Annotated in this window: 17 protein-coding genes and 1 tRNA gene; 7 read left to right on the top strand and 11 right to left on the bottom strand. The window is 57.1% G+C overall.

Annotated elements, in window-relative coordinates; translation table 11 throughout:
* Positions 1–117: 117 nt before the first annotated feature.
* A complete protein-coding gene (locus QMX88_RS05410) occupies positions 118–762 on the top strand; it encodes a hydrolase (protein WP_282367050.1) in 645 nt (214 codons plus the stop codon).
* Positions 763–862: 100 nt separating this feature from the next.
* On the opposite strand, the gene yacG is transcribed toward QMX88_RS05410, so the two are convergent.
* The 6 genes from yacG to QMX88_RS05380 form a co-directional block, all read right to left on the bottom strand.
* Positions 863–1,066 (bottom strand): DNA gyrase inhibitor YacG, encoded by a 204-nt coding sequence (gene yacG, locus QMX88_RS05405; protein WP_074888353.1) that lies wholly within the window; start codon positions 1,064–1,066, stop codon positions 863–865.
* Positions 1,067–1,068: 2 nt separating this feature from the next.
* Complete coding sequence (gene coaE, locus QMX88_RS05400; RefSeq protein WP_282367047.1) at positions 1,069–1,686, bottom strand: dephospho-CoA kinase; 618 nt, start codon at positions 1,684–1,686, stop codon at positions 1,069–1,071.
* A complete protein-coding gene (locus QMX88_RS05395; RefSeq protein ID WP_282367045.1) occupies positions 1,683–2,555 on the bottom strand; it encodes a prepilin peptidase in 873 nt (290 codons plus the stop codon). The genes coaE and QMX88_RS05395 overlap by 4 nt, the downstream gene beginning before the upstream one ends.
* 2 nt (positions 2,556–2,557) lie before the next feature.
* Positions 2,558–3,793, bottom strand: a complete 1,236-nt coding sequence (locus tag QMX88_RS05390; RefSeq protein WP_282367042.1) for a type II secretion system F family protein — start codon at positions 3,791–3,793, stop codon at positions 2,558–2,560.
* Positions 3,794–3,795: 2 nt separating this feature from the next.
* Positions 3,796–5,490 carry a type IV-A pilus assembly ATPase PilB gene (pilB, locus tag QMX88_RS05385; protein WP_282367040.1) on the bottom strand — a complete coding sequence of 565 codons (1,695 nt, stop codon included), beginning with the start codon at positions 5,488–5,490 and terminating at the stop codon, positions 3,796–3,798.
* 196 nt (positions 5,491–5,686) lie between these two features.
* Positions 5,687–6,109: a pilin gene (locus QMX88_RS05380; protein WP_282367038.1), complete on the bottom strand. Its 423-nt coding sequence runs from the start codon at positions 6,107–6,109 to the stop codon at positions 5,687–5,689.
* A gap of 135 nt (positions 6,110–6,244) precedes the next feature.
* Between QMX88_RS05380 and QMX88_RS05375 the strand changes: the two genes are divergently transcribed.
* Positions 6,245–6,317 (top strand) — tRNA-Thr (locus QMX88_RS05375).
* 1,309 nt (positions 6,318–7,626) lie between these two features.
* Here QMX88_RS05375 and nadC read toward each other — a convergent pair.
* Positions 7,627–8,475 carry a carboxylating nicotinate-nucleotide diphosphorylase gene (gene nadC / locus QMX88_RS05370; protein WP_282367036.1) on the bottom strand — a complete coding sequence of 283 codons (849 nt, stop codon included), beginning with the start codon at positions 8,473–8,475 and terminating at the stop codon, positions 7,627–7,629.
* Positions 8,476–8,859: 384 nt separating this feature from the next.
* Between nadC and QMX88_RS05365 the strand changes: the two genes are divergently transcribed.
* The 5 genes from QMX88_RS05365 to QMX88_RS05345 all read left to right on the top strand — a co-directional run bounded on the left by QMX88_RS05365 (position 8,860) and on the right by QMX88_RS05345 (position 16,737).
* On the top strand, positions 8,860–11,100 hold the full coding sequence (locus tag QMX88_RS05365; protein ID WP_282367034.1) for a DUF1631 domain-containing protein: 2,241 nt from the start codon (positions 8,860–8,862) through the stop codon (positions 11,098–11,100).
* 124 nt (positions 11,101–11,224) lie between these two features.
* Complete coding sequence (gene ampD, locus QMX88_RS05360; RefSeq protein WP_282367032.1) at positions 11,225–11,773, top strand: 1,6-anhydro-N-acetylmuramyl-L-alanine amidase AmpD; 549 nt, start codon at positions 11,225–11,227, stop codon at positions 11,771–11,773.
* 15 nt (positions 11,774–11,788) lie between these two features.
* Entirely contained in the window at positions 11,789–12,625 is an 837-nt protein-coding gene (gene ampE, locus QMX88_RS05355; protein WP_282367030.1) for a regulatory signaling modulator protein AmpE, read from the top strand.
* Positions 12,626–13,045: 420 nt separating this feature from the next.
* Positions 13,046–14,455 (top strand): putrescine-ornithine antiporter, encoded by a 1,410-nt coding sequence (gene potE / locus QMX88_RS05350; protein WP_282367028.1) that lies wholly within the window; start codon positions 13,046–13,048, stop codon positions 14,453–14,455.
* Positions 14,452–16,737 (top strand): Orn/Lys/Arg decarboxylase N-terminal domain-containing protein, encoded by a 2,286-nt coding sequence (locus tag QMX88_RS05345; protein ID WP_282367026.1) that lies wholly within the window; start codon positions 14,452–14,454, stop codon positions 16,735–16,737. The genes potE and QMX88_RS05345 overlap by 4 nt, the downstream gene beginning before the upstream one ends.
* Positions 16,738–16,779: 42 nt before the next feature.
* Here the strand turns inward: QMX88_RS05345 and QMX88_RS05340 are convergent, their stop codons facing one another.
* From QMX88_RS05340 to QMX88_RS05325, 4 genes are all read right to left on the bottom strand, one after another.
* Positions 16,780–17,052, bottom strand: a complete 273-nt coding sequence (locus QMX88_RS05340; RefSeq protein ID WP_282367024.1) for a hypothetical protein — start codon at positions 17,050–17,052, stop codon at positions 16,780–16,782.
* A gap of 361 nt (positions 17,053–17,413) precedes the next feature.
* Positions 17,414–17,572, bottom strand: coding sequence for a hypothetical protein (locus QMX88_RS29580; RefSeq protein ID WP_442969431.1), 159 nt, complete (start codon positions 17,570–17,572; stop codon positions 17,414–17,416).
* Positions 17,573–17,641: 69 nt separating this feature from the next.
* Positions 17,642–17,917 carry a hypothetical protein gene (locus QMX88_RS05330; RefSeq protein WP_282367023.1) on the bottom strand — a complete coding sequence of 92 codons (276 nt, stop codon included), beginning with the start codon at positions 17,915–17,917 and terminating at the stop codon, positions 17,642–17,644.
* Positions 17,918–17,950: 33 nt separating this feature from the next.
* Positions 17,951–19,129, bottom strand: a complete 1,179-nt coding sequence (locus tag QMX88_RS05325) for a sugar transporter (RefSeq protein ID WP_282367022.1) — start codon at positions 19,127–19,129, stop codon at positions 17,951–17,953.
* Positions 19,130–19,397 lie beyond the last annotated feature (268 nt).

The following is a 19,397-nucleotide window of genomic DNA, read 5'->3' as shown; positions in this document are numbered from 1 at the left end:
TATGGGATTGTTCCTTAAGCAGCCAGTCCGTAAATTCACTCCCAAGCCAGCCGCCAAGCAACCAGCGCAGCGGCTAACCCATATCGAACTCACTGCTGAGCACTAAGGAATCTACCCATGTCCATTCGCGAACTGCTGAACCCAACCAACGCTGCTCTGATCCTGATCGACCACCAGCCGCAAATGGCTTTCGGCGTTCAGTCGATCGACCGCCAGACGCTGAAGAACAACACCGTCGGCTTGGCCAAAGCCGCCAAGATCTTCAACGTGCCGACCATCTACACCTCCGTCGAAACCAAAAGCTTCAGCGGCTTCATCTGGCCTGAATTGCTGGCGGTGTTCCCGGATCAGCAGCCGATCGAGCGCACCTCGATGAACTCGTGGGAAGACAAGAAACTGGTGGAAGCGGTCAAGGCGACCGGCCGCAAGAAGCTGATCATCGCCGCGCTCTGGACCGAGGTCTGCCTGAACTTCCCGACGCTGGACGCATTGGCTGAAGGCTACGAGGTGTACATCGTCACTGACGCTTCCGGCGGCACGACAAAAGAAGCCCATGACATGTCGGTGCAGCGAATGATTCAGGCGGGCGCCGTGCCGGTGACCTGGCAGCAGGTTCTGCTCGAGTTTCAGCGCGACTGGGCACACAAGGAAACCTACGAAGCAGTGATGGAACTGGTCCTGGAACACAGCGGCGCTCACGGCATGGGCGTCGATTACGCTTACACCATGGTTCACGGCGCGCCGCAGCGTAATTTGGGCTAAAACTCTCGGCCACAAAAAAAGCTTCGCGATTAAGGTCGTGAAGCTTTTTTAGTTATTGCGATTTAATGCGGGTCGCGGACCATCCGGCCGCTGAGTTAAATCAATGCTGACGAGGGTCTAGATCACCCGAAAACAGCTCGTCTTCAGCATCCGGCGCCACCGGAATCGCATGTTCTTCCGACGCCCAGGCGCCCAGGTCGATCAGCTTGCAACGGTCCGAACAGAACGGCCGGAATTTACTCTCCGGCGTCCATTCCACGGGCGCTCCGCAGGTTGGGCAATCGACGGTCATTGGTTGGCTCATCATTAGCCTCCACGCAAAGTTAAATAAAAGTGATGCAGACGCTCGACTTCGCTTTTCAGCCAGGCCGGGTCACGGTCGTTGACGATCACATCATCGGCCCGGCTCAAGCGCTCTTCGCGACTGGCCTGCGCCTTGAGAATCGCCCGCACCTGCTCCTCGTTGCTCTTGTCACGCAACACCGTGCGCTCGATCTGCACCGATTCCGGCACATCAATGACCAACACTCGCTGCACCATCTGGTGCTGAGAGGTCTCCAGCAACAACGGCGACACCAGAATCGCGTAAGCCGATGCGGCGCGCGCCAGGTACTGACGGATTTCCTCGCGGATCAGCGGATGCAGAAGGCTTTCGAGCCAGACACGCTGTTGCGGATCCTTGAAAATCAGCTCGCGCAACGCCGAACGATTCAGCGTGCCATCGGCCTGCAACACGCTTGGGCCGAAGTGCTCGGCAATCTGCGTCAGGGCAGGGCGCCCGGGTTCGACCACCCAACGGGCAACGTTATCGGCGTCCACCAAGTGCACGCCCAGCTCCATGAAGCACTGAGCCGCCGCACTCTTGCCGCTGCCGATGCCACCGGTGAGGCCGAGAATCCAGGGTTTTGACGCAGGAGAAGTCATCTGAAACCGGCGATCTGCAAATACGAAGTCGTTATTTGATCACCCCAGAGCAAAGCGATCCACCCCGCGAGCGCCAGATAAGGACCGAAGGGGATCGGCGTGCTGGTTTCGACATTGCGCAAGCGCAGCAGAATCAGGCCCAACACCGCCCCGACAATCGACGACAGCAGAATCGTCAGCGGCAGAATCTGCCACCCGCCCCACGCGCCGAGCATAGCCAGCAACTTGAAGTCGCCGTAACCCATGCCCTCCTTGCCGGTGATCAGCTTGAACAGCCAGAACACACACCACAACACCAGATACCCCGCGACCGCGCCCCACAGCGCGTCGGTCAGCGACGTGAACAGGCCGAACGCATTCACGATCAGGCCGAGCCACAACAGCGGCAGCACGATTGCGTCCGGCAGAAGCTGGTGATCGGCGTCGATTAGACTCATCGACAACAACCCCCACGTCAGCACCAGCATTGCCCCAGCCTGCCAGCCGAAACCGAACTGCCAGGCGATGAAGGCCGAGAGTAAGCCGCAGGCCAATTCAACCAGCGGGTAGCGCTTGCTGATCGGGGCTTTGCACTGGGAGCATTTGCCGCCCAGGAGCAGATAACTCACGACGGGAATGTTTTCCCATGCGCGGATTTTGTGTGAGCAGTGCGGGCAGCGGGAGTGGGGGAGGATGAGGTTGAAGGTTTCTGTTTTTGGCTCGGGGGGGAGGTCGAGCATTTCCCGGGATTGGGTTTTCCAGTCGCGGATCATCATTAGCGGTAATCGGTAGATGACTACGTTGAGGAAACTGCCGACGAGCAGGCCGAGGATTAGGGCGCATAGAACGAAGGCCAGCGGGGAGCTGGCCAGGAGGTCGAGGAGGGGCATGGTTAGACGACGCTGCCGAGTTTGAAGATTGGGAGGTACATAGCGATGACGAGTCCACCTACGACAATGCCTAAGACAGCCATGATCATTGGCTCCATGAGGCTTGTCAGACTGTCGACCATATTGTCGACCTCTTCCTCATAATAGTTGGCGACCTTATCAAGCATTGAGTCCAACGCGCCGGACTCCTCGCCGATAGCTGTCATTTGAATCGCAAGAGTGGGGAAAACGCCCGTGCTTCGCATCGAGAAGTTCAGCTGCATGCCAGTTGAGACATCTTGCTTGACCTTATTGACTGCGTTTTTGAACACAATATTGCCGGTAGCTCCTGAAACTGAGTCCAACGCTTCGACGAGGGGCACGCCTGCGGCGAACGTCGTGGACAGTGTGCGGGCGTAGCGTGCGACTGCGGACTTATAAAGGAGCTGCCCGATAATCGGGGTTTTCAGCAGCGCTCTGTCGAGACCATTGCGGAATTTCTCAGACGTCTTATAGGCGCGTTTGAACCCGATGATGGCCAAAAAAAGCGCAATCAAAACAATAAGCCAGTAGTCCTGTAGCGCTTGAGACAGTCCGATGACCATCAGCGTAAAAGCGGGCAGATCAGCTCCGAATCCCGCAAATAGCGTCTGAAACTGGGGGACCACCTTGATGAGCAAAATGCCTGTGACAATGAATGCGACGACTACCACCGCTATTGGGTACGTCATTGCTTTCTTGATCTTGGCCTTAAGGGACTCCGTTTTCTCCTTGTAGGTCGCAACTCTGTCCAGAAGCGACTCGAGAGCACCTGCCTGCTCACCCGCATCTACTAGATTACAAAACAAATCATCGAAGTATTGCGGCTTCTGCCGTAGAGCGGTTGCGAAGCTATGGCCTGCTGCGACTTCTTGCTTTATGTCCTCGACTAATTTGCGCATATTGGGGTTGGTCGAGCCCTCGCTAATGATGTCGAAAGACTGCAGGAGCGGCACGCCTGCTTTCATCATCGTCGCCATCTGGCGGGAAAAAAAGGCAATATCAAGTGGTTTGATTTTCTTGCCAGAGCGGAATATCGATATCGATTTCTTGCGAATTTTGAGCGGATTTATGCCTTGTCTTCTGAGCTGCGCTTTAATCAAAGCGGGATTATGCCCAGCCAATTCGCCAGAAATCTTCACACCTTTTTTATCCAGTCCCTCCCATGCATACATCGCGGGCTTCGCCACCTTGGGGCTCTTGGCTGCTTTAGTCGCCATGCTTAATCCTTGGTTACCCGATTTATTTCCTCAAGGCTCGTCACGCCTTGCATCGCCTTGAGGAGGCCCGATGTGCGCAGATCGTTGAAGCCGTCTTTGCGCATCTGACGTGAGATTTCAATCGAATTGCCTTCTTCCATGATTATCCGTTCGAGATCCGGCGTGTTTTTTACCACCTCGTAGATACCAATTCGCCCTTTATATCCGGCGTTGCACTGGTCGCAGCCAGCAGGCGAGTAAAGTTTGAAGGTTCCAATCCTTGATTCTGGAAACCCCTCTGCAATGAGCGTCTCTCGAGGGACGTCTATCTCTTTCTTGCAGTGAGGGCACAACTTGCGCGCCAAGCGCTGGGCAATGATCAGATTGATAGCGGTCGCGATATTGAATGCCGCGACGCCCATATGATGAAGGCGAGTCAGGGTTTCAGCTGCGCTGTTGGTGTGAAGCGTTGACAGAACCATGTGCCCTGTCTGCGAAGCTTTGATCGCTATCTCGGCGGTCTCAAGGTCGCGGATCTCACCCACCATAATTACGTCAGGGTCTTGACGGAGAAATGCGCGCAAAGCTTGAGAGAAATCCATACCCTGCCGCGGATTGACGTTGACTTGGTTGATGCCTTCCAGGTTGATCTCGACAGGGTCTTCCGCAGTGGAGATGTTGATGTCTACCGTATTCAGTATGTTCAGGCCGGTATACAGCGAAACGGTTTTACCTGAGCCTGTCGGGCCTGTGACCAAAATCATGCCTTGTGGCTGACGTAAAGCAGCCATGTAGAGATCTTTTTGTTCTGGCTCGTAGCCGAGCGAATCGATCCCCATCTGCGCGCTGGTGGGGTCGAGTATTCGCATGACAATCTTTTCTCCCCACAGCGTGGGCAGAGTGTTCACACGAAAATCGATCGCTCGATTTTTTGAGATACGGAGCTTGATCCTGCCATCTTGTGGTTTGCGGCGCTCGGATATGTCGAGCCCGGCCATCACCTTCAAACGAGCTGCAATCCGTCCCGCCAACTGCGTGGGAGGTTTTGCTACCTCGTGAAGAATTCCGTCAGTACGTAACCGCACCCGAAAAGTTTTTTCGTATGGTTCGAAATGTAGGTCGGAAGAGCCGAGGCGAATGGCGTCCATCAACATTTTATTCACGAAACGAACGACTGGTGCGTCTTCTGCATCGACTTCGCCTAGCGTAGTTTCTTTGCTTTCAACGGAGGGCTCAATTTCCAGGCTGAGATCAACGTCGGCCATCTCGCCCAGACCACTGTGGGTGTCGAAGAACTTGTCGATAGCGCGACTAAGCTTGTCGTCCTCAACCAAAATAGCTTCGGTCGTAAGGCCGGTGCTGAACTGGATGTCGGTAATTGCTTGATGATTAGTAGGATCAGATATGCCTACAAATAATTTGTTGCCGCGTTTCCACAGCGGTAGAGCAGAGTGCTGACGTACCAGTTTTTCGCTGACCACCCCCCTCGGTTGGCTCTCTTTATCCAGCATGTTCAGGTCTAGAAACGGCAATCCGAATTGCTCCGAAGCCATTTCTGCTAGAACGAGGCTGTCAACGAGCTTGCTTTGAACCAGATAGCTCACAAGCGATAGCTTGTCGCTGCGCGCATGCTGATAGGCCTGCTGAGCGACTTTTTCGGTGAGAAGCTCGGCCACTACGAGTTGCTTGGCCAAACCGGTGAGGACAACGTCAGTCATAAAACCACCAGGCGCGAACAGTACGTGCGTTATAGCGTAGTCGGGCGACGCTGCCAATTAGCGGCGGGGAGGGTGACAAAAATTGTCAGATTGTGTCTGAGCATGATCTTTCACGCTCTGATTTTGGCAAGCAAAATCGTTAGGAAGGCATGGATAAAAAAAGCCCCGAAATGTCGGGGCTTTTTTTGGTTCAGAGTTATGCCTGAGGGCAGCTCTTCGGAGTGACATCTTTGTCCGCTGCGCCCGAAGTGGCACAAGTCCATGCGCCAGGAGCAGTCCGCGTCCACGTAATTACCGCGCCTTTTGCTTGAGGCGGCGCGTTCACGACTGTACAAGTCAACGTACCGGCGCCCGTGCTAAGGTCGGTCAGTCCCATCGTGCAGTTGGAGGTCGAAGTAGCAGTAACACCGCCCAGTGCGAGTGTGGATACTGCAACACCATCATTGATCTTGGTCTCAACGACTGTCTTCGCCGACGAAACCTCGGCCAAAGCTGCAGATAGCTTGGCTTTCGCCTGATAGCTGCTGTAGGCGGGGATGGCGATAGCGGCCAGAATACCGATGATCGCTACGACGATCATAAGCTCGATCAGTGTGAAACCTTTTTGGAGTGACTTCATATCTACGCCCTTTTGATGTAACGGAAATTTGGCAACGGGTATCCTCCAGCAAGCTTGATGCCAAGTGCGATGCGCGGCCCAAATCCCTTTTTACATCTTGGCAACTAGGAGCGGGCACGCTACATTTTCTCCATTGCCGGAATAGCTCAGTCGGTAGAGCAGCGCACTCGTAACGCGAAGGTCGTAGGTTCGATTCCTATTTTCGGCACCGTTTTCACGTCTCCGCCGTCGAGGGGATGATTTCGGGTAAATTCACCCGGATTTTGAAATAACCGCAATATTTCTTTAAAGTCACGCTGGACGACCCGACTAGCCATTCGCCTTTCTCACACACGGCATTGAGTCGCGCATAATATGGTTTGGTCGCTACATCGTCACTTGCCTGTAACCAAGGTTTCAGCGTTTAAGTATCAGGTCGAATCATTGAGGTAAAGCTGTGTCACTCCAAAAGCCTGTCGAATACAAGGTATCCCCTGCCTATCTTTTTCGGTGTGCAGCGGTAGGGATATCGTTGTTCTGGTTGGTAGGGGTGTGGGTGTTGCCCGAGCGTCACCTTGTCTTGGAAAGCTTTAGAGGCTATATCGCGGTAGGGTTCGTGTTAACCCTGTTCGGTGCGTATGTTCATGAGAGCGGTCACGGCGTTGTCAGGGGCATTGGGAAAGGTCTACTCGGAAGCGGTTTCGGCGCTATAGGGGCTTTTTTCGCGATGTGCTTTTACTTGGTTATGTCGTTTACGTTCTACAAATGACATTTGTGCTGGTCGAACGTTAGGGGTGTAGGAAGGGCAGGCAGCGACTTGGAAAGAGTGCCTTGAGGGCATGGTCGTCTTCGTTCTCGCAGGTGTAGCCCCGTACAACGCTTGGTCTAAGAAATATGAAGTCTCTGGTAACGTATCTATAAAGGGAAACAACATGAGGTCGCCAAAGAAGACTTTGATACTCATATCGATTTTCACTGAGTCGATTCCAAAGCAATCAGCGTGACATATATCACGGCTCTGGCATGGGCTAGATTGTTTGTGAAATTCTCTCGCCTATTCTTGCGCCCTGACGATATTCGCTAGTCTTTAATGTGGCAAATCTTTAGTTTTGACACTTCTCTTATTTTCGTATGAGTGGCTTGAGATGTTTGCAAACCAGAATGCTGACGATCAACACCTGCCAGCCAGTATCGGCTTGTTTCGGTGTCCGTGAGTAGATACAGATGGATTTTCACGCGCTGTCGCTATGGGGTGGTAAAACGTCAGCGAAGGCCGCATTGCTGTCCAAGCAACGCGGCCAGCGCCAATCAACAAATCCCAGGCGGAATCCCGTCTTTATTGAAATCCTTCAACCGCTCCTTCTCCTCTTCAGTCGAGTGAGCCGGAACGTCCTCTTCAGGTTCGACAGGTTGCTTTTCGTCAGCCATCGTCATTTCCTCATTCGTCTAATCAACAATCCGATCTCAAGACCTCGAGCTCCTAACAAGCAGAGCCCGAGCACCCGTCGCAGTTCAACCTTTAAGACGTTGCCACCCTCTTAGAGGCTCAAGCGCATCGACAAATCCACAGCCTTCACATCTTTAGTCAGCGTCCCAATGGAAATGTAATCAACGCCAGTCTCAGCAATGGTGCGCAAAGTCGCGTCAGTCACCCCACCGCTGGCCTCTAGCTTGGCGCGACCCGCCGTGAGGCGCACAGCCTCACGCATGTCGTCCAGGCTCAGTTCATCAAGCATGATGATGTCAGCGCCACCGTCGAGGGCTTGTTTGAGTTCGTCGAGGCTTTCCACTTCGATTTCCACCGGCTTGCCTGGCGCAATCTTATGCGCGGCGGTGATGGCTTCCGCTATACCGCCACACGCGGCGATGTGGTTTTCCTTGATCAGGAAGGCGTCGAACAAGCCGATGCGGTGGTTATGACAGCCGCCGCAGGTGACGGCATATTTCTGCGCCATTCTCAGGCCCGGTAGGGTCTTGCGGGTGTCGAGCAGTTTGACCTGAGGGTCGGCGACCATGTCAGCGTAGTGCTGCGCGCGGGTGGCAACGCCTGACAGCAGCTGCAGAAAGTTGAGCGCGCTGCGTTCGCCCGTCAGCAAGGAGCGGGCGGGACCTTCCAGGTGAAACAGCGCTTGATTGGGCTGCACGCGATCGCCGTCGACGATCTGCCAATGCACGGCGACGCGCGGATCAAGCTGACGGAAAACAGCATCGACCCACGCCGTGCCTGCAATCACGGCAGCGTCCCGGGAAATGACAGTGGCTTTGGCCAGTCGCTCCGCCGGAATCAGCTGCGCGGTGATGTCGCCACTGCCCACATCCTCCAGCAACGCACGGCGCACGTTGGCTTCGATTTCGGCAGTGAGGGCGTCAAGACGTAGGTTTGGCATATCAGGCTCCACGGACTAAGTGCGCCGAGTATATGGCAGACGCGTGTACCAACCTACGTACGCCAGGTGTCCACTCGAATGCATAACCTGCACTTTGTCGGTTTTTTCCTCGCTTATGCGACAGATTGTGATTTTGATGGTCTACCGCTGCACATGTCCCTTCGCCGCCTTCTATTATTCCAATTAAGGCGAAGAGTCCGCTGGCGAGCGGCCCTGATTTACCTGATACTTTCGCCTTGTATTTGACGTCATAGCGTTGACGTTAGCCTGCAACATCCCAAGGGATAAAATTTTGAGATCCGTCCGAATGGAGTCGAGTCTTCCTTCGCTGCGGGGTGTAGCTGTTGTTAAAGCAGTTGTGTCGACGGTGTGAAGGAGTCCTTGATGCAGAACGACGGTAACAAAGTGGTGCCCTTGAAGGCAGGTGCGGATCATCCCGGTTCTTCGCCTGTCGCTCGGCTGCCCGTCGTTCTGCTTCAAGTTCGTGACCGGGCCGCCCAGCAACTGAAGGAAAGCCTGCAGACGCTGTTCGACAATGCCGACGACACGCTCTTCGAAATGGCCGACCGTGCTCACAACAACGCTGAGCAGAACATTTTTTTTGAAGCCATGCGCGACTTGCGTCTGAAGCGCAAAAGCATCGAGCGTAATTTCCTCGACAAGTTCTTTGAAGCATTCCTGCGCCTGGGCCAATACGAAGTGGCCGAGCCTCCGATGCCCGAGCCCGTTTCCTACGACAAGCTCGCGCTGGTCCATAACGATGATCTCGAACGCACCGTTGCGGTTGACGCAATGGTGGTCAAGGTCATGAGTCGCGACGGTATCGCCCTCGGTCAATTGACCACACGTTTGAACGTACTCATCCCCCAGCCGTTGACCGACGAGACCAATCCGTTGGGCCCGACGCTGCTGTGCGACTATTTCCTGCAAGCCGGGCGCAGTCTGGGCGTTGAAATCAAAGTGAAGCTGATCATTCTGAAGCTGTTTGAGAAGTACGCCTTGAGCAACGCCGATCAGCTTTATGAGGAAGCCAACCAGTTGTTAATTTCCGCAGGTGTATTGCCGGAATTGAAGGCATTGCCGTCCCGCCGCTCGACTGATCGTATTGCCAGCGTGCCGCTTTCGAGCGAAGCCGTGCGTGCCGACAACGCCGCCATCCTGCAGGCGACCGAAAGCCTCGATAAAAGCGTGCAGGACGTGTTTTCCGCGCTGCAGGAGTTACTGGTGCACGTGCGTGGTCATCTGACGCCGCGCCCTGATTCGGTGACCGATGCGCGCCCAATTTCCAGCCAGGACTTGCTGCGTCTACTGTCCCACTTGCAACAGTACGTCCCGAAAGTTGAGGAGAGCGACGATTTCGATCTGCGCGCTCAGCTTGAGCAGTTGATCAGCCGGGTCAGCGCGAGAAGCGGCAAGTTTCGCGTCGTCGGCACAATGGATGAGGACGTTATCAACCTCATCTCGATGCTGTTTGAGTTCATCCTCGACGACCGCAACCTGCCGAGTTCGCTGCGTGCGTTGATCGGTCGTTTGCAGATTCCGATGCTCAAGGTTGCGGTCATCGACAAGAGTTTCTTCAGCCGTGGCAGCCACCCTGCGCGTCGGCTGCTGAACGAAATCGCCTCTGCAGCGCTTGGCTGGGGTGGTCGCGATGACACCCAGCGCGACTCGCTCTACGCCCGCATCGATCAGATCGTCCAGCGCCTGCTCCACGATTTTGTCGATGACCCGGCGATCTTCACCGAACTGCTGGTGGATTTCCTGGCCTTTACCAGTGACGAACGTCGTCGCAGCGAACTCCTTGAGCAGCGCACCCGCGACGCCGAACAAGGCCGCGCATTGGCCGAGTTGGCCCGTCAGCGCGTGCAGCAGGCGTTGAACGATCGCCTGCTCGGCAAGACCCTGCCGCAGGTGGTTGTTCGCCTGTTGCAGGAGGCCTGGAGCAAGGTCCTGTTGCTGACGTGCCTGAAGCACGGTGATCAGTCGAGCGAGTGGGCTTCAGGCCTTCAGGCCATGGACGATCTGATCTGGAGCGTCGAGCCCCATGATGAGCCGGAAGCGCGACAGCGTTTGCTCGAGCTGGTGCCGGGGCTGCTGAAGTCCCTGCGCGACGGCTTGAGCAGCGCCGCATTTGATCCGTTTGCCACCAGCGAATTCTTCAGTCAGCTCGAAGTGTTGCACGTGCAGGCGTTCAGCCATGTAGCGCGGACGCCAAAAGGTCATGCGGAAGGTGATCAGCCCCAGTCCGCTACCGGCCCCACGATGATGGCGGTGGTGGAGGAGATCGTGCTGGTTGGGCCGGGCGAGCAAATTCAGAACGAACCGTCGACGCAGCTGCCTGCTGACGACGAAGGTTTGTTGCAGGTCGAAAAGCTTCGTCTGGGCAGTTGGGTAGAGATCCAGGAAGACGAATCCCACAAGCTGCGTTGCAAGCTGGCGGCGATCGTCGAGCCGAGCGGGCGCTACGTGTTCGTCAATCGCACCGGCATGAAGGTCCTTGAGAAAACCCGTATGGGCCTTGCGGTGGAATTCCGTCGCGGCACGATTCGTGTTCTCGACGACGCACTGCTGTTCGACCGCGCGCTGGAGTCGGTACTGGGTAATCTGCGCAAGCTCAAGGGCTAAGCGCCAGATCGGTCCTACGACTTCTGCCTGCGAATCTGCGTGACCTCCAAGCTGATTCGCCATCCACATCCTTTCCAGTCGCGGGCATACTGCGCGCTGTCGTTTCACGCCCTAAGGACTTCCCATGCATCTGGACCCTGCCACCGGCTGGTGCCACGGCGCGCAGCATTGCCCTTCACCCAATTTCAATGCCCGGCCGGAAAACGAAATCTCATTGCTGGTCATCCACAACATCAGTCTGCCGCCCGCGCAGTTCAAGACCGGCAAGGTCCAGGCATTCTTCCAGAACCGGCTGGACGTCACAGAACACCCCTACTTTGAAGGCATCGCCGAGCTGCGGGTCTCTGCGCATTTCCTGATTGAGCGCGACGGCGAGGTGACGCAGTTCGTGTCGTGTCTGGATCGTGCCTGGCATGCGGGTGTGTCGGTGTTTGAGGGGCGCGAGACGTGCAATGATTTTTCCATTGGCATCGAGCTTGAAGGCACTGATGATCAATCCTTCACCGACGTGCAATATGAGGCGTTGATCGAGCTGACCCGCCAATTGCAGACGGCTTGGCCGGCGATTACGACGCAACGCATATGCGGTCACAGCGACATCGCGCCGGGGCGCAAGACCGATCCGGGTCCGTGTTTTGACTGGGCGCGGTTTCATGCCGCCCTGGACGTTTGAAGTGAGGAACAGCTAATGAGTTTTCTGGTTTTGCTGCTGGCGGTCTGGGTCGAGAAGTTCTCGGCCCTGCGCCAGCGTATTCAGCGCGACGGGCCATGGCTCAATCAATTGAGCCGGCTGGAATCCCACCCACGCTCGGCCAAACGGCCGTGGTGGATTTTGATGGTGACGGTTGTGCTGCCTTTGGTGGTCCTCGCCCTGGTATTGGTGATTGTCGGCTCGGTGGCCTATGGCTGGCTCGCGTTGCCGATCCATTTGCTGGTGCTGATTTACAGCCTGGGCCGTGGCGACGTGAAAGCCACACTCGGCTCATTTCGGGACGCCTGCCGTCGGGGCGATCAGGAAGCAGCGGTGCTGGTTGCCGAACGTGATCTGGGTGTCCAGGCCGAGAATGAAGAGCAGCTATTGGGTGGCGCTCAGACGTATTTGCTGTGGCAGATCTACCAAGGCTTCTTCGCAGTGATTTTCTGGTATTTCGTGCTCGGCCCGGTTGCCGCGTTGGCGTACCGCCTGCTGGCCCTTGCTTCGGAACACGGCAAAACCCCGGCGCTGGTCGAACGTGCGACTCAGGCAAGGCACGCATTCGACTGGGTGCCGGTGCGCTTGCTGGCCGCCAGCTTTGCGCTAGTGGGGAATTTCGTCGCGGTCAGCCGCGTTATGTTGAGCGAACTGCTCAACTGGAACATCAGCGCCTCGCGCCTCATCAGCAAAGTCGGCTGCGTCGCCGGCGAGGTTCCCGCGCCAGTGGTGGGCGTCGAGGGCGTCAACAGCCTGGATGTATTGTGGGAATTGCTCATCCGCTCGGCTATCGTCTGGTACGTCGGCTTCGCGCTGATCACGCTGTTTGTTTAAAGCCGTGCCAGATTCTCCGTTTACTCGGCAGCTGCTTAGTCGCACAGCCAACGCCGCTTAGGTGGGATTGAGCAAGCTTGCTCCCATGGTTCGATTGGCCTCCTAATTAGCGTCTGCAAAGTGAGGCCATTCAATCCCTGATCATGAAAAATGATCTTCATGGTCTAGATGCTATTCGTCATCCGATTGATATAGATCAATGCCCCTGTTATTTCTGACGCTATCCTCTTTTGCCTCCGGTCAGACGCCGCCATCCCTCAGAACTAACAGTTCTTTCCAACGTTATCCAACCTTCCAAAACCATAACTAGCTCAAGCAAAGATGGCTTGTCGCCAGCAACTAGCGGCCGGCTGTTTCTTGATTAACAAGAATCCTTTGCTATAGCTAAACCCTCTCACTTCTTCCAAATAGGGCAACGGAATGTCAGTCGCTAAGAAAATGAGCGTGGGTCAGCTCACGATGTTGACTGCGGTCAACATGCTGGGATCCGGCATTGTGTTGTTGCCCACCAAACTCGCCGAGGTCGGCGGCATTTCCATCCTTTCCTGGCTGATCACGGCCACCGGCTCGCTGGCTCTGGCCTACGCTTTCGCGCAGTGCGGCATGCTCAGTCGCAAGACCGGCGGCATGGGCGGTTACGCGGAATATACGTTCGGTAAATCGGGTAACTACATCACCAACTACACCTACGGTTTGTCGTTGTTGATTGCCAACGTGGCGATCAGTATCACCGCAGTTGGATATATTCAAACGCTTTTCGATATCAAGTTGGGTTCGCTTGAAGTCGGTCTCGCCACCATCGCGCTGTTATGGATTACCACGTTCGCCAACTTCGGCGGTGCGAGTATTACCGGCAAGATTGGCGCGGTGACCGTATGGGGCGTTATTGCGCCCGTCGTGCTGGTTTCGACCATTGGCTGGTTCTGGTTTGACAGCAGCACCTATGCGGCAGGATGGAACCCCCACGACAAGACCTGGTACGAGGCCGCGGGCGCTTCGGTGGCGATTACCTTGTGGGCGTTCCTCGGTCTGGAGTCGGCGTGCGCCAACGGCGATGCAGTGGAAAACCCCGAGAAGAACGTGCCCATCGCAGTGCTCGGCGGGACCCTCGGCGCAGCGGTGATCTACATCGTGTCGACCAACGTCATCGCCGGCATCGTCGACAACGCGGAACTGGTTTCTTCAACCGCGCCGTTCGGGCTGGTGTTCGCCAAGATGTTTAACCCCATGGTCGGCGACATCATCATGGGGCTCATGGTCCTCGCGTGCATCGGCTCGCTCTTGGGCTGGCAGTTCACGGTGGCGCAGGTGTTCAAAAGCTCGGCGGACACCGGATACTTCCTGCCGATCTTCGCCAAAGCCAACAAGTACGGAGTGCCGATCATCAGCATGTTGATCCTGCTGGCGATCCAGACAGCCCTGGCGCTGTTGACCATCAGCCCCGACCTGGCCAAGCAATTCGACACCCTGGTCAATCTTGCAGTGGTCACCAATCTGGTGCCGTACATCCTGTCGATGGCGACGCTGATGACCCTGCAAAAGGTCTCCAACGTGCCGCCGCAAAAAGCCCTCATCACCAACATCGTGGCCGGCATCGCGACCGCGTACAGCTATCTGGCGCTGTACAGCTCCGGCGCCGAAGCGTTGATGCTTGGCGGGGTGGCGACCATCGTCGGCTACACCCTGTTCGGTTACGTCAACACCCGCCTGATCCGGCTCGAAGCGCTGAACAACAGCGTACCCACCCAGACCGTCGCGGCGCAGCACATCGTCGGCGAGCCGATCCCCGTCAATAACCTGAAGATGGCCAACCTGGAGACTCGACCATGAGCGACAACAGACACTTGCTCGGCATGCTGGCGCTGCTGGTCAGCAGCCAGCCCGACAAACGCAGCGTGTTCGGCCGGGCCCTGATCCAGTTGATCAGCGACGTGGAAGACCGCGCCATCAGCGTGCTGACCTCCGAAAGCCTTAGCGATGCGAAGTCGATCCTCAGCTCCGATCCGGCGATCCAGTGTGTGTTGCTCAGTTGGGAAATGGACAGCAGCGACGACCACAAGGAATGCATCGATCTGCTCACCACCTTGCGTGAGCGCAACACCCGTGTGCCGGTGTTTCTGATCAGCGATCGCAGCACGGCGTCGAGTGTGCCGTTGATCGTCATGCAGCACGCCGATGACTTCATCTGGCTGCCCGAAGACACCAGCCGCTTCCTCAGCGGACGCATCATGGCGGCCATCGAACGCTATCGTCAGGCGGTGTTGCCACCGATGTTCGGCGCGCTGCTGAAGTTCGCCCGCAGCTACGAATATTCCTGGCACACCCCGGGCCACGCTGGCGGCACGGCGTTTCTGAAGAGCACCGCAGGCCGCGCGTTTTACGAGTTTTTCGGCGAGAACCTGCTGCGCTCCGACCTTTCGATTTCCGTCGGCGAACTGGGCTCGTTGCTCGACCACAGCGGCCCGATCGGTCAGGGCGAGCGCTATGCGGCGAAGGTGTTCGGCGCCCACCGCACATACTACGTGACCAACGGCTCCTCAATGTCCAACCGCGTGATCCTGATGGCCAGCGTGACCCGTGACCAGATCGCCCTGTGCGACCGCAACTGTCACAAGTCCGCCGAGCACGCGATGACGCTGTCCGGTGCGATCCCGACCTACCTGGTGCCGACGCGAAACCGCTTCGGCATCATCGGCCCGATCCTGCCGCGGACCTTGAGCGCCGAGAGCGTCAAAGCCGCCATCGCCAGCAACCCGCTGGTAAAAAGCCACATCGACCCGACGCCGGTGCATGCCATCGTCACCAACTCCACGTACGACGGCCTGACCTATAACGTCACCCGCGTCGAGGAGCTGCTGGGGCAGAGCGTTGACCGGCTGCATTTCGACGAAGCCTGGTACGGCTATGCGCGGTTCAACCCGCTGTACAAAGACCGCTTCGCCATGCACGGCCGCCCGGAGGATCACGATCCGTCCAAGCCCACCGTGTTCGCCACGCAGTCGACCCACAAGCTGCTCGCGGCGCTGTCCCAAGCCTCAATGATTCATGTCCGTAACGGCCGCAACCCGATTCCCCACGGGCGGTTCAACGAGTCCTACATGATGCACGCGTCGACCTCGCCCAATTACGCGATCATGGCGTCGTGCGATGTCAGCTCGGCGATGATGGAAGCGCCAAGTGGACAGATTCTGACCAACGAATCCATCGAAGAAGCCGTCGCGTTCCGTCAGGTCATTTCGCGCATGCAGACCGACATGCTGAGCCAGGACGACTGGTTTTTTTCCTGCTGGCAGCCGCCCTCAGTGCAGGTCGGGGCTACGGCGATTCCGTTTCACGAAGTCGATCCGGTGCGGCTCAAGACCGATCCGAATTGCTGGGTCCTTCACCCCAACGAGGTATGGCACGGCTTCGGCGACATCGAAGACGGCTACTGCATGCTCGACCCGATCAAGGTGTCCATCCTCAGCCCGGGCATGGGCGATGACGGCAACCTGATGGACTTCGGCATTCCGGCCTGCGTGCTCAGCGCTTATTTGGGGCATCAGGGCATCGTCGTCGAGAAGACTACGGACTTCACCATCCTTTTCCTGTTCTCCATCGGCATCACCAAGGGCAAGTGGGGCACGCTGGTCAACGCGTTGCTCGACTTCAAACGCGACTACGACAACAACCTGGAGCTGGAGCTTTGCCTGCCCGAGTTGCTGGCCGCGAATCAGCAGCGCTATGCCGGCATGGGGCTGAAAGATCTGGCAGAAGACATCTTTGCCGCGATGAAAGAGACCAAGACCACGGCGGCCATGTCGAAGGCGTTCGGCACGTTACCCAAGGCGGAATTCAGCCCGGTGGAAGCGTACGAGAAATTGGTCAAGAACGAGGTGGAGCAGGTCACTTTGGAGGAGGCCGCCGGGCGTATTGCCGCGACGGGCATCGTGCCTTATCCGCCAGGCATCCCGCTGCTGATGCCTGGGGAAAACGCAGGGCCTGCGGACGGGCCTTTGCTGGCCTATCTTCGGGCGCTGGAAAGCTTCGATCGGTCGTTCCCCGGCTTCACCCATGACACCCACGGGATTGAAAGCGAAGCGGGGATTTATCGGATGCTGGTGTTGAAATAGCTTCAGCGTTGAAAGAGGTGGGCCGGTTGGCGCACCTCCGGCTCAGTTGCTCTGGGCCTTTTGCAGCGCTTGCTGCGTTAGCGCCACACACTCACGCCCGCCATCGTCGTTGTGCCGCGCCAAGGCTGCTTCGGCGCGGTGCACGGTGGTGTCGATATCGCTTTTGACCGCGTCGCTGAGATTGGGGTTGGCGACTTTCGCGTCACGAACCTTGCTCAGGTTCATCTGGCACTGATTGTTTTCGTCGTTGGCAGTTGCCGCGAAGGGCAGGGCACAGGCAGTCAGGAGCAAGCCGGCGAGCAGGGCGTGTTTCATGTTGGCTTCCGCAGAGGTAAGTGTGTGGCTCGTTATCTGTACGAGCTTTCCGCATCAGACCTCAGATTCCGGATTTCCGCCAGTGGGTGCCAAAGCAAACGCGACTATCGATTGCCGACATAAGCTCCGATTGGCGTCCGCGGCAGGGATCAGGCAGATGCCCAAAAAGAAAAACCACCCGTGTCGCCAAGGTCGGGGTTACCTAGCTGCAGGGGTGGCAGTGTGCAAAAACTCTATTTACAAGCTGCGCGACTGAGCTGACTGTCGAGCTCGGCGTGCAGGTCGGGCCTCTTCAACTTCCAGCAAGTGCATGGCCAGTACGTCAGTCAAAAACCGGAACTGATCGTTGAAGCCCACCACCTCATTTGCTGAAGTGGTTCTCGGCCGAAGGCATCATGAAGCCGCCGAAGCGATTGTCCTCAACGAGACCGTGGCTGTTCTTGAGGGCGATGACATGTTGTGAGTAATAGTTCTTCCCGAATGCGGGAAAACTTACGTGCAAAGTGACGTCTCGGGTCATGTCGATTGCTCCGCATCTAACAGAAAGTTGAAAGCGTGAAAGGTGCTGATAAGTGTCAGCTACTTGGCCTTAGTTGGCCGGTGCCACAACACGATGATCCTCTTCGTCCGCGGTCATGACGACCGATCCCAGATCGAAGAGTTTGAGGGCGACGACGTAGCTGGTGAGCGCTGCGAGCGTCAAGCAAGTAAGGAGATGAACGATCATTTTTCCTGCCCTCGGTTCGTGTTTGGGTGTGAGGGCGATGGTACGCCCATCAGTTTTGAGCGGAAGGCATTCGCGGGAATGTTGGTTATCGATGGGAATGATGGAGGGGAGCGCGGTGGGCGCAGCAAACGCACTCAAGTGTGTCTGCTGCTTTAATCCTGCGGTTTGTCACTACGCCCGAATGGTTTCGCCATACCGATGCGTCGCCAGGCACGCCAGCAGCAAGCCACTGATCGCGACCATCCCGCCCACCAGACCGATATTGGCCACGCCGAGCTGGCTGATGACCACACTGCCCAGCAGTGCGCCGCCGCCGATGCCAATGTTGTAGATGCCCGAATGCAGTGCCATTGCCACGTCCGTGGCATCCGGCGCCATCGCCAGCACCTTGGACTGCATCACCAGACCAAAGCACATGATCGCCATGCCCCAGACCACGCTCAACGTACCCATCGACGAGGCATTGCCGGACAGCGGCAGCAGCAGAATCAGACACGCCGCCAGCGCGCCGATCGCGGTGATCAGCAGGCCGCGCGGGTAACGGTTGTTGTAACGGCTGAAGATCACCGACCCCACGATCCCGGCACCGCCGAATAGCAACAGGATCACGGTGGTCATATCGCCATTCATCTTCGCCACGATCTGTGCGAACGGTTCGATGTAGCTGTAGGCCGTGAACTGCGCCGTGACCACCAGAGCGGTCAACAGATAAAGCGACATCAAGGCCGGGCGTTTGAACAGCATTGGCAGGCTGCGCAGCGAACCCGAGTTCTGGCTCGGCAGTAGCGGAAGCGATTTCATCAGCACCAGAACGGTAAGACCCGAGGCAATGGCAATCGCCAGGAATGTTGCGCGCCACCCCAGCGCTTCGCCCAGCATGCGCCCCAGCGGAATGCCGAGCACCATCGCCAGCGCGGTGCCAGTTGCAAGGAGGCCGAGGGCCTGAACCTGCTTGCCCTCCGGCGCCACCCGCACGGCCAGCGAAGCGGTCACCGACCAGAACACGGCATGGGCCACCGCGATACCGACACGACTGACCAGCAGCATGCCGAAGCTCGACGACAGGCTCGACATCACGTGGGCGGCGATGAACGTCAGAAACACAAACAACAGCAACTTGCGCCGCTCGATGTTGCGGGTCAGCAGCATCATCGGCAGCGAGGTCAGGGACACGATCCACGCGTACACCGTTAGCATCAGGCCAACCTGCGCGGTGGTCATGTCGAAGCTGTGGCCGATGGCACTCAACAAACCCACCGGCACGAATTCGGTGGTGTTGAAAATGAAGGCCGCCAGGGCCAGCGCGATGACGCTTAGCCAATTTCCGGTGTGTGCGTTAGTGGTATTCATTAAAACGAATGCCCTCCTGAAGAATTCGGTTGGCCGCGTCCCCAACAAAAACGCCGACAAGCAGGAAGACCGCTCGAGGCGTTTGCCTGGGCGGTGCATGCGGTCAGCTGAATATTATGAGTATGGGGAGATGCGACGAGATGTTACGGATTCTACGCCGTTGTAAACGTTGTCACAACGCAGGCCCGGGTTGAGAAGGGCGTTCATTTGTCGCAGTCGTGCTGCAGCGCTTGCGTTGAGCAGCGGCGACAGAATGGGGCGTGATGAG

The sequence above is a fragment of the Pseudomonas sp. PS02290 genome (assembly GCF_029960075.1).
In the GTDB taxonomy this organism is placed as follows: domain Bacteria; phylum Pseudomonadota; class Gammaproteobacteria; order Pseudomonadales; family Pseudomonadaceae; genus Aquipseudomonas.
This window is presented reverse-complemented; position numbering and strand designations above follow the sequence as displayed.